The organism is Zafaria sp. Z1313, from assembly GCF_050563205.1.
Lineage (GTDB): Bacteria > Actinomycetota > Actinomycetes > Actinomycetales > Micrococcaceae > JAZDCJ01.
The window spans coordinates 1-8,392 of sequence record NZ_JBNWUK010000036.1; the positions used below are offsets into that span (position 1 = coordinate 1).

The following is an 8,392-nucleotide window of genomic DNA, read 5'->3' on the forward strand; positions in this document are numbered from 1 at the left end:
CTCGACCCCGTGCTCGCCGCGGTGCTCCTCGATGAAGGAACACATCACCTCGACGGGCGGTCGAGCTCCGCCGCGAAGAAAGCCGAGGCCTGCCGCAGGATCGTGTTCGCCCGCCGTAGCTCACGCACCTCGCGCTCGAGCTCGGCCAACCTGGCCGCGTCCGTGGTGGTGGTTCCCGGCCGCACTCCACCATCGACCTCGGCCCGCGCCACCCAGGTGCGCAGTGCCTCGGGGTTGACCCCGAGCTGCTCGCCGATCCTGCGGTAGGCCCCGCTCCGGGTTGCTGGGTCCTTCCGCGCATCGATCGCCATCCTCGTGGCGCGCTCACGCAGTTCCTCCGGGTACTTCCTCTGGGCTGGCATGAATTCAATCCTTCCGGGTCATCGATGCCTCCATCAAACCCGGGGCTTGACACCGCCTGCGCGGACGCCTGTTTGGGCGAAGACATGGTGGCCGACCTGACCAGGTGCATTCGCCTGAACGCCGACTGCGCCGACGTGTGCGCCGCGACCGGCGCGGTCCTGTCCCGGCAAACGGAACGGGACCTGGCCCTTACCCGCGCGATCGTGGAGGCCTGCCGGACCGCCTGCAAGGCGTGCGGCGACGAATGTCTCGTGCACGCCGAGATGCATGAACACTGCCGCGTGTGCGCCGAGGCCTGCCGTCGCTGCGAGGCGGCCTGCACCGAACTGCTGGCCTCCCTGTCCTGACGTGCAGGCCGGGCCGTCCCGTCAGGGGACGGCACGGCCATCCGGTGAGCGCCGGGCCACCGCAGGAACGCGCAGGAGGTACTCGAGGGGCCCGGTGCTAAACCTTTTTGCCCACAGGTGGGCGAAAAGGATCGCACCGGCGGACAGGGACACGGTGATGACCACTCCCTCATACAGGTAGTGCGGTTCGGGCCGCACGAGGGCCGCGAGGACGGCCAGGTGCCCCACGTAGATGGTGAGCGACAGCCGCCCGGCCGCGACCAGCGCACCCAGGCGCCTAGCGACGAAGTCCTCGGAGAGCAGGAAGATTCCGAGGACGAACAGTGCGCTGCCCATTCCCGAGACCAGCCACAACGGCATCTGGGAGTGGTCGACGGCCGAGACCAGATGGTCCCAGCCCATGCGACGGCCCGGCTCCCCGAAAACGAGGATGAGCAGGCGCGAAGCCAGGTAGCCGCCGACGCCGGCGACCGCTCCCCACAGGACGAGGCGCCGGTGCAGGGCCCTGTTCCGGAGGTCAGCGCGGCCCAGCAGGAGGCCGATGAGGAACGGTGCGGCCCAGACCACCACCGGGTAGGACCCGGACAGGACCGTTCCTCGCAGGATGTCGACGGGGTTGTCAAGGAGGGTCGGGGCGATGAACCGGTAGGTTTCCCCGCTGGCGACCTGTGCCGCGATCCAGAGGGGAGGTCCGGCGGCGCACACGATGCCGGTGGTCCAGGCCAGGACCGGGGTGGGGGCCTTGAGCAGGGGCAGACTCACCAGGAAGAGCAGACCGTAGGTCGGCAGGATCACGCTGACTTGGTGGTGCATCAGCTGCAGCGCGAGTCCCGCGGCCAGCAGAAGGCTGGCGCGCCACAGCACGGCCTGCCAGGGCAGCCTTCCCCCGGGTGTGCGGGCGGAGCGGGAGAGCAGGGACATGCCGATGCCGGCCAGGAGCATGAACAGCAGCGAAGCGCGTCCAACCGGAAGCCCGTAGACCAGCGCCAGGAGGCCGCCATCGCTCTCCCGCGGGCCGACGTTGACCGCGATCATGCCCACGATGGCGGCGCAGCGTGCCGCATCCAGGGCCTGGATGCGGCCGCGGCTCTTGCGCGGCCGGTCCTCCGGCGGTGCTGGGATCGGTGCGGCGGCGTGTGCCATGATCAGCATCATGCCCCGTCGTTCCGACGCACGGCATCTCGGATGCCCTGGCCGCTCACGGGATGTCCAGACGCTCGGTGCTGCCCTCGGCGCCGACGACCCAGACAGTGATTTGCCCCTCGTCGGCACGCATCCCGGTGACGGCTGAGGGTTGCCTCTGGACCTGCCCGGCCTTCGTCCAGGTCTTTCCCGCGTCATCGCTGACGTACACGCCGCCGCCGGGGGTGACGGCGGCCACGGTCAAGTTGTCGATGAAGGCGGCGGTGAGCATGACCGGCCCGCCGGCCGGAAGCGTCCAGGTTCTACCGCCGTCCTCGGACCTCCAGAGGCCTTCCTCGGTGGTGGCCAGGACGACGTCGTGTTCGGGGCTGCCCGCCAGGGCGTAGGGGGCCGGGGCGTCCGCTACCAGGGTCCATTCGAGGCCGTCGGCGCTGGTGCGCATCCGCCCGTCGAAGCCCACGATCCCGCCCCGGGTGGTGGTGAGCGCGTGGAAGTCGGATTCACCCTGGCGCGAGAGGGGCGTCCAGCTCTCTCCGCCGTCGGTGGATTTGATCAGTCCGACCGGGTTGGGCAGGTCGGTCCCGGGCCCGGGGTGTCCCGAGGCATAGAACGTGCCGTTGGCGTCGGCGGTGAAGCCCATCAGATCGATGGTGGGCCCGATCTTGGCAGCCGGTTCGGTCGTGGCGTCAAAGAGCCCGTGGTGCGAGGCGAGCAGAAGCGTGCCGTTCTGCGGGTCCGTGTAGGCACCGTGCACGTGGGCCAGGCCCTCGGACGCGGCCGCATCATCCGCGGACGGGGCGGGAGATTGCGCGGTGGAGCATCCGGTCAGGCCCAGGGCCAGGACGGTCGCGGCCGCCGCCGCGACGAGAATCCCGCGCCGAGTGCCGGGCATACGGGAGAGGGACAGGGAAGAAGGCATGGAACGTTTCCTTGGAGGGATCAGGAGGTCGGGTCACCGCTCCGCGGCGGGCGTCAGGCCAGTGCGCAGGCGCCCGCCGCGCGGCGTGGAGGCCTACTGGTAGGCCGGCAGCATCTCTTCCATGGTCTTGATCTCCGCTTCCTGGTCCTGGACGACCTTCTGGGCCAGGGCCACGGCCTCGGGGTCGGACCCTTCGGCGACTTCCTTCTGAGCCATCTGCACCGCTCCCTTGTGGTGGGCGATCATCTGGGTCAGGAAGAGCTTTGCGGCTTCATCGCCTTGGGCCTGCTGGAGCGTGGCCATGTCGTCCTCGCTCATCATTCCTTCCATGGAATGGTCCATGGAACCGGACTCCATCGGCTCTCCCCAGGCCTGGAGCCAGCCGGTCATCGTCTCGATCTCGGGCCCCTGGGCGGCCTTGATCTTGTTGGCCAACTCCAGGATGGGGGCGTCCATCCCGTCCTTGGCCAAGATGATCTCGCTCATCTGAACCGCCTGCTGGTGGTGCGGGATCATCATCTGGGCAAACATCGCATCGGCCGCATTGTGCTCCCCGGCGGCGGAAGACGGGGAGGCGGAACCATGATCCATGCCCATGCTGGACATGCTGGACATGCTGGAGTGGCCGGGCGAGGCCTCAGTGCTCGCGCCGGGTTCCGAGGTGGAGCCGCAGCCGGCCAGGGCCAGGGCGAGGGCGAGCAGGGAGGCGGGCACAAGGGTGCGTTTCATGGGGGCGAATCCTTCGCTGGAATGGGAATGGTTCATCTCGATCGCCCGACCGGCAACGGGGGACGGCGGGCATAGCAGAGCACGGCAGGGCACGGCCGGACCGGTGAGAGGACGGCCAAAACGGGTGCCTACGTGCGACTGATTGAGAGGTGAACCAGCGAAGGCGGTATCGGGATGGCGGTAACCGGACGCCACAGCGGCGGGGCGGGAAGGCCCCTGCCCGGTATGGAAACGAGGCTCCGGGAGATCCGGTGCAGGAGGATTCCGCCGCCGAGCAGCGAGACGATGCACAGGCCGGCCATCGACATCTCCATGCCACAGCCGTCGTCGATGCACCCGCCGGTCTCATCCGCCCCCAGGGGGGACAGTTCGGCATGAACACCGGCCGGCGGCGCAGCGGCGGTGTGCTGGTGGGCGGCGACATGGGTATCGGTGTGGGACGCGGAAGACTTCCCGGAGGTGTGGTCCATGCCGACGATGTGCATCAGGAGCAGGCCCAGCAGGAGCAGGATCTTGCCCAGTCCCTGCGCAGGCGAGGAGTGCTGGCCGCGCGTGCCGCTGTGGCGACGGATCACGGTCGAACTCCTTCCCATGAGGCTTATTCACGTCCGAGGCCGCAGACTGGCCAGGGCCCGGGCACATCTGCGGACCATTTTACGCCGCCCATGATCGGTCCCGGCCGGCAGGCCATCCCTGCCCCCCGGACACGGCACCCGCGGGGCGGCCGGTGCGTGCCCGTACATCGTGGCTCCCGCAGGAGCTGTCTTCTCAGTCGTCCCGGGGCTCGGCGATGGCGAAGTCCGCCTCGCGGCGGGTGTCCTTGGCCCCGGTGATCCGGCCCGAGCCGTAGTCGATCTGAAGTGCCTGGACGGAGCCGAACACCGCGTCCTTGCGCTGGGTGCGCTGCAGCTGCCAGCCCCGGGATTGGATGAGTTGGGCAAGCTCCGGGGACGGGTCGCGCTCCACCGCCAGCACACCGTCCTGCAGGTGATACCGCGGGGCGTTGACCGCTTCCTGGAGGGAGGCGTCCTGCAGGGCCCAGGGAACGAGCACACCGGCGAGGATGTTGGGGATCTGGTGTCCTCCGGGGCTGCCCAAGCCCAGAACCACACGGTCCCTGCCGTCGAGCACCAGGCTGGGGGCGGCCCAGCTGACGGACTTACGACCAGGCTCGGGCTGGTTGTTCGGGGTGTCCAGCGACGCGAAGCGCGAAAGCTGGTTGTTCAGGAAGAACCCGCCCACGTTCCCGGCCTTCGCTCCGCCCCAGAAGTTGGTGATCGTATTGGTCATGGACACGGTGAACCCGTCCGAATCCACGACCGTCAGGTGCGTCGTATTGCCCGGGACGATCGGTGCCGCGGCCACCCGGGTGTCGGCGCCCGTGCCGGCGGCCTGCGCATCGCGGGCCACATCCGCGTTCGCCTCGGCGTCGGTGAGCCGCTCGATGGGGACATCGACGAAGCGGGGGTCGCCAAAGTAGCGGCTCACGCTTCTGTCGGCCACGGACCATGCCTTGGTGAGACGGTCGACGTACCGGGCCGAACCCGGAGCGTTGTCTTCAATGCCCTGGGCTTCGGCGACCTGGAGCATCTGGATCAACGCGGCGCCGGGCAGCGCGGGGGCGGCCGAGACGACGTCGTAGTCGCCGAACTCGCCACGGGCCGGTTCGCGCTTGTCGGTCTTGTAGGCGGCCAGGGAACGGGCGTCGATGCCCTCGACCGCGGTCAGCTCGTCCACGAGGCTGCCGGTGTAGAAGGCCTCCGAGCCCTCGTTCGCCAGGGTCTTCATGGTCTTGGCCAGCTCCTTCTGGACCAGCTCATCCCCCTCGCCCAGAAGCGAGCTCCCTCCGGAAGCCTTGAACTGGGGCAGGCCTCCCAGCGCCCTGGGCCCGGCATCGCTTTTCATGCGCAGGGCCAGGAACTCGGAGATGGGGAACCCGTCCTCGGCCAGGTCGATGGCAGGTTCGAGCAGTTGCTCCCACTCGAGCTGGCCGTGCTCTTCGTGGATGGTGGCCAGTCCCGCCACGAATCCGGGAATCCCCGTCCCGGATTCCGGGATCACCCCGTTCTGGGCGACGACTTCGCGGTAGTCATATGCCACCGGATCGGCACCGGATTCCGCAAGCACCGCCGACCCACCACCACCGATGCCCGAAGCGAACGGCTCGACCACGGCGACGGCGAAGGCCGTGGCAATGGCCGCATCCGCCGCGTTGCCGCCCTGCTCCAGGATCTCCATGCCCGCCTCCACGGCGGCCGGATGCGCTGCCGCGACGGCATGCTCGTTCAGCAGCGCCCCCGCATTCGGTGTATCCGCAGACCGGGTGGACGGGCTCGGAGAAGCCGGCGGCGCCGGCGTTCCCGCCGCCTCCGAGCTTTCCCCTTCTTGCGTCCCCGTGCACGCGGTCAGCATCAACACCACGGCAGCAAGGCCGGCCGCCGTCTTTTTTCCCATGGTCTTCATACTGTCCTCTGAACGGTTTGCTAGGCGCCGTGGAAGGCCTGCGAGGGCCCTTCCGATCGCCGCTTCCGGGGGCGGGACCACCGGCGTCCCCACCCGAACCCGGATCACGGCTAACATAACGATAACGTCACAACACGCCAGCCGTGCTCATCCTTTCCCGCTAGTCGGTTCCCCGTGAGCATCGGATGCCCGTTGGACCGTAATCAAAATTTGTCTCTTTTCGTGATCCGATTGTGACTTTAGGGGTTGTTTCAGGCAGGTTGGACGGCAGGCCAATCCTCCGTACGGTTCGGCCTGTTCGAGCGGACTGCCGAACACTGCCACCGCCCGGGGTCCCTTTGCATCAGCCGCCGGGCAGTGGCGGGGGAACCACATTTCGGGTCCGTACGGATCCTTGGGGTTAAGTGCCTTGAACCGGCTTTCCGGGACGAGGCACCGGGTGACTCCCACCCGCATCCGACAGCTCACCCCGCAGGCATTGGGAGAGGTCCAATCACCGTGTCCAGCCACAAAGTCCGTGGTCGCCGCCGCGCGACGCCCGTCCGCACCAACCCGCTCGAGATCATCTCGAAGGCCGTCGCTTCCAACGCCGGCTCCGTTGGCCGTCAGGCCGCCGTCGTCGCCGCCGCTTCCGGCCTGGTGCTGACCCTGGGCGTTCCCGCCCAGGCCAACCAGTCCGTCGGGGAAGCCGCCGCGCCGGCCGACAGCCTGACCGCCGAGCGCGTCGCGGTCCAGGCCGTGGCCGTCCCCGCCACCGCCGCCAAGAAGTTCGAAATCGACCGCGTCGCCCTGAAATCCACTCCGGCCCCGAAGCCGGTTGTCGCCGCCGTCGCCGCTACCGTCTCCACCTCCACCTCCACCTCCACCTCCGCGGACGATGCGCGCGGGGCCGCCATGACCAGCGCCACCCGCGCCGGGCAGGCCACCACCGCGGCAAAGCCCGCGGCCGTGAAGGAAAAGGCGGCCACGCCCACCCTCACCGCCAGCACGGCCCTGGGCAGCCGCATTGCCAGCATGGCACTGGGCTTCAAGGGCACTCCCTATGTGTGGGGCGGCAGCAGCCCCTCGGGCTGGGACTGCTCCGGTTTTGTCCAGTACATCTACGGTAAGGCCGGCATCAGCCTGCCCCACAACACCACCGCGATCCGCACCAGCGGCAAGTTCGTGCAAACCTCCACCCCCAAGCTCGGGGACCTGGTGTACCAGAACGGCGGAGGCCACGTGGGCATCTACATCGGCGACGGCAAGATCATCGGCGCCCAGAACCCCTCGGTCGGAACCGTCATCCGCGAGGCCGACAGCCCGTACGGTCCGCTGATGGCCTACTACACCCTGAAGAAGTAGCACGCCGGCCTCGGCCGGCCCACACAGACGTGCCTTGAAGGAAGCGAACGTCCTTCAAGACGCATAAAAAAGGGGGACTGCTGCATGAGTAGGTGACATCTGATCTGGCCTGCCCGCGGGGTGGGTCTGGAAGGATGTTGCTGTGCCCAAGCCCTACCCGTCCGAGTTCCGTGACGACGTTGTGCGCGTCGCGAGGAACCGTGAGCCCGGAGTGACGATCGAGCAAATCGCGAAAGACTTCGGGGTCCACCCGGTGACGTTGCAGAAGTGGCTGCGTCGCGCCGACATCGACGCAGGTGCGAAGCCCGGCCAGTCCCGGACCGAGGCGGCGGAGATCCGCGAGCTGAAGAAGCGGAACCGGTTGCTCGAGCAGGAGAACGAGGTCCTCCGGCGGGCGGCGGCGTATCTGTCGCAGGCGAATCTGCCGGGAAAGGGTTCTACCCGCTCGTGACAGAGCCCGCCGAAACAGGGATCCCTGTGACGGCGACGTGCCGGGTGCTCAAGCTCTCCCGCCAGCCCTACTACCGATGGCTGGCCGGCCCCATCACCGATAGCGAGGTCGTGGAGGCGTATCGCGCGAACGCGCTGTTCGACGCGCACAAGGATGACCCCGAGTTCGGGCACCGGCTCCTCGCCGACGAGGCCCGTGACGCGGGTGAGGCGATGTCTGACCGGACCGCGTGGCGGATCGCCTCCGCAAACGGCTGGTGGTCCGCGTTCGGGAAGAAGCGGGGACGTGACGGCAAGAAGCCGGGCCCGCCGGTCCACGACGACCTGTGCGCGGTCGTCGACGAGGACGGCCGGACCCGGCACGTGTTCGCCGCCGAAGCCCCGAACCAGCTCTGGCTCGTGGACATCACGGAGCACCGGACCGCGGAAGGCAAGCTCTACTGTTGCGCCATCAAGGACGCGTGCTCAGGCCGGATCGTGGGGTACTCGATCGACTCGAGGATGAAGTCCCGCCTGGCCGTTCAGGCGCTCGAGAATGCTGTCGCGATGCGCGGCGACGTCGCCGGCTGCATCGTGCACAGCGACAGGGGCAGTCAATTTCGGAGCAGGAAGTTCCTGCGCGCTCTTGCCCTTC

Annotated in this window: 8 protein-coding genes, 2 pseudogenes, 1 riboswitch and 1 other annotated feature; of the genes and pseudogenes, 4 read left to right on the top strand and 6 right to left on the bottom strand. The window is 68.5% G+C overall.

All coding sequences use genetic code 11. From position 1 onward, the window contains the following. Nucleotides 1-84 (bottom strand) — a sequence feature (AL1L pseudoknot). This feature is flagged as partial in the annotation. After that, nucleotides 48-362: pseudogene (locus ACQ3I4_RS16265) on the bottom strand (transposase); the annotation flags it as partial. Its footprint overlaps the feature before it by 37 nt. Before the next feature lie 51 nt (nucleotides 363-413). Here ACQ3I4_RS16265 and ACQ3I4_RS16270 point away from each other — a divergent pair. Continuing rightward, nucleotides 414-710: pseudogene (locus ACQ3I4_RS16270) on the top strand (four-helix bundle copper-binding protein); the annotation flags it as partial. A gap of 21 nt (nucleotides 711-731) precedes the next feature. Here ACQ3I4_RS16270 and ACQ3I4_RS16275 read toward each other — a convergent pair. The 5 genes from ACQ3I4_RS16275 to ACQ3I4_RS16295 all read right to left on the bottom strand — a co-directional run bounded on the left by ACQ3I4_RS16275 (nucleotide 732) and on the right by ACQ3I4_RS16295 (nucleotide 5,739). Continuing rightward, nucleotides 732-1,853 carry a DUF418 domain-containing protein gene (locus ACQ3I4_RS16275; protein WP_329864187.1) on the bottom strand — a complete coding sequence of 374 codons (1,122 nt, stop codon included), beginning with the start codon at nucleotides 1,851-1,853 and terminating at the stop codon, nucleotides 732-734. 55 nt (nucleotides 1,854-1,908) lie between these two features. After that, nucleotides 1,909-2,772: a F510_1955 family glycosylhydrolase gene (locus ACQ3I4_RS16280; RefSeq protein ID WP_329864188.1), complete on the bottom strand. Its 864-nt coding sequence runs from the start codon at nucleotides 2,770-2,772 to the stop codon at nucleotides 1,909-1,911. Between the two features lie 93 nt (nucleotides 2,773-2,865). Then, nucleotides 2,866-3,501, bottom strand: a complete 636-nt coding sequence (locus ACQ3I4_RS16285; protein WP_430633911.1) for a DUF305 domain-containing protein — start codon at nucleotides 3,499-3,501, stop codon at nucleotides 2,866-2,868. 128 nt (nucleotides 3,502-3,629) lie between these two features. Next, nucleotides 3,630-4,076 carry a DUF6153 family protein gene (locus ACQ3I4_RS16290; RefSeq protein ID WP_329864192.1) on the bottom strand — a complete coding sequence of 149 codons (447 nt, stop codon included), beginning with the start codon at nucleotides 4,074-4,076 and terminating at the stop codon, nucleotides 3,630-3,632. A gap of 193 nt (nucleotides 4,077-4,269) precedes the next feature. Continuing rightward, nucleotides 4,270-5,739 carry a gamma-glutamyltransferase gene (locus ACQ3I4_RS16295; RefSeq protein WP_430633912.1) on the bottom strand — a complete coding sequence of 490 codons (1,470 nt, stop codon included), beginning with the start codon at nucleotides 5,737-5,739 and terminating at the stop codon, nucleotides 4,270-4,272. Nucleotides 5,740-6,302: 563 nt separating this feature from the next. Next, a riboswitch (cyclic di-AMP (ydaO/yuaA leader) is annotated at nucleotides 6,303-6,456 on the top strand. Between the two features lie 6 nt (nucleotides 6,457-6,462). Here ACQ3I4_RS16295 and ACQ3I4_RS16300 point away from each other — a divergent pair. From ACQ3I4_RS16300 to ACQ3I4_RS16310, 3 genes are all read left to right on the top strand, one after another. Next, a complete protein-coding gene (locus ACQ3I4_RS16300; RefSeq protein WP_329864196.1) occupies nucleotides 6,463-7,308 on the top strand; it encodes a C40 family peptidase in 846 nt (281 codons plus the stop codon). A 142-nt stretch (nucleotides 7,309-7,450) separates the two neighbouring features. After that, nucleotides 7,451-7,759, top strand: coding sequence for a transposase (locus ACQ3I4_RS16305; RefSeq protein ID WP_430633913.1), 309 nt, complete (start codon nucleotides 7,451-7,453; stop codon nucleotides 7,757-7,759). Then, on the top strand, nucleotides 7,756-8,392 hold a 637-nt coding region (locus tag ACQ3I4_RS16310), incomplete at its 3' end, for a DDE-type integrase/transposase/recombinase (RefSeq protein ID WP_430633914.1). The genes ACQ3I4_RS16305 and ACQ3I4_RS16310, both read left to right, overlap by 4 nt.

Coding starts and splice junctions, on each gene's coding strand:
- ACQ3I4_RS16295 (WP_430633912.1), bottom strand. CDS start 5,739: ATGGAGATCCTGGAGCAGGGCGGCAACGCGGCGGATGCGGCCATTGCC.
- ACQ3I4_RS16280 (WP_329864188.1), bottom strand. CDS start 2,772: ATGCCTTCTTCCCTGTCCCTCTCCCGTATGCCCGGCACTCGGCGCGGG.
- ACQ3I4_RS16275 (WP_329864187.1), bottom strand. CDS start 1,853: ATGGCACACGCCGCCGCACCGATCCCAGCACCGCCGGAGGACCGGCCG.
- ACQ3I4_RS16285 (WP_430633911.1), bottom strand. CDS start 3,501: ATGAAACGCACCCTTGTGCCCGCCTCCCTGCTCGCCCTCGCCCTGGCC.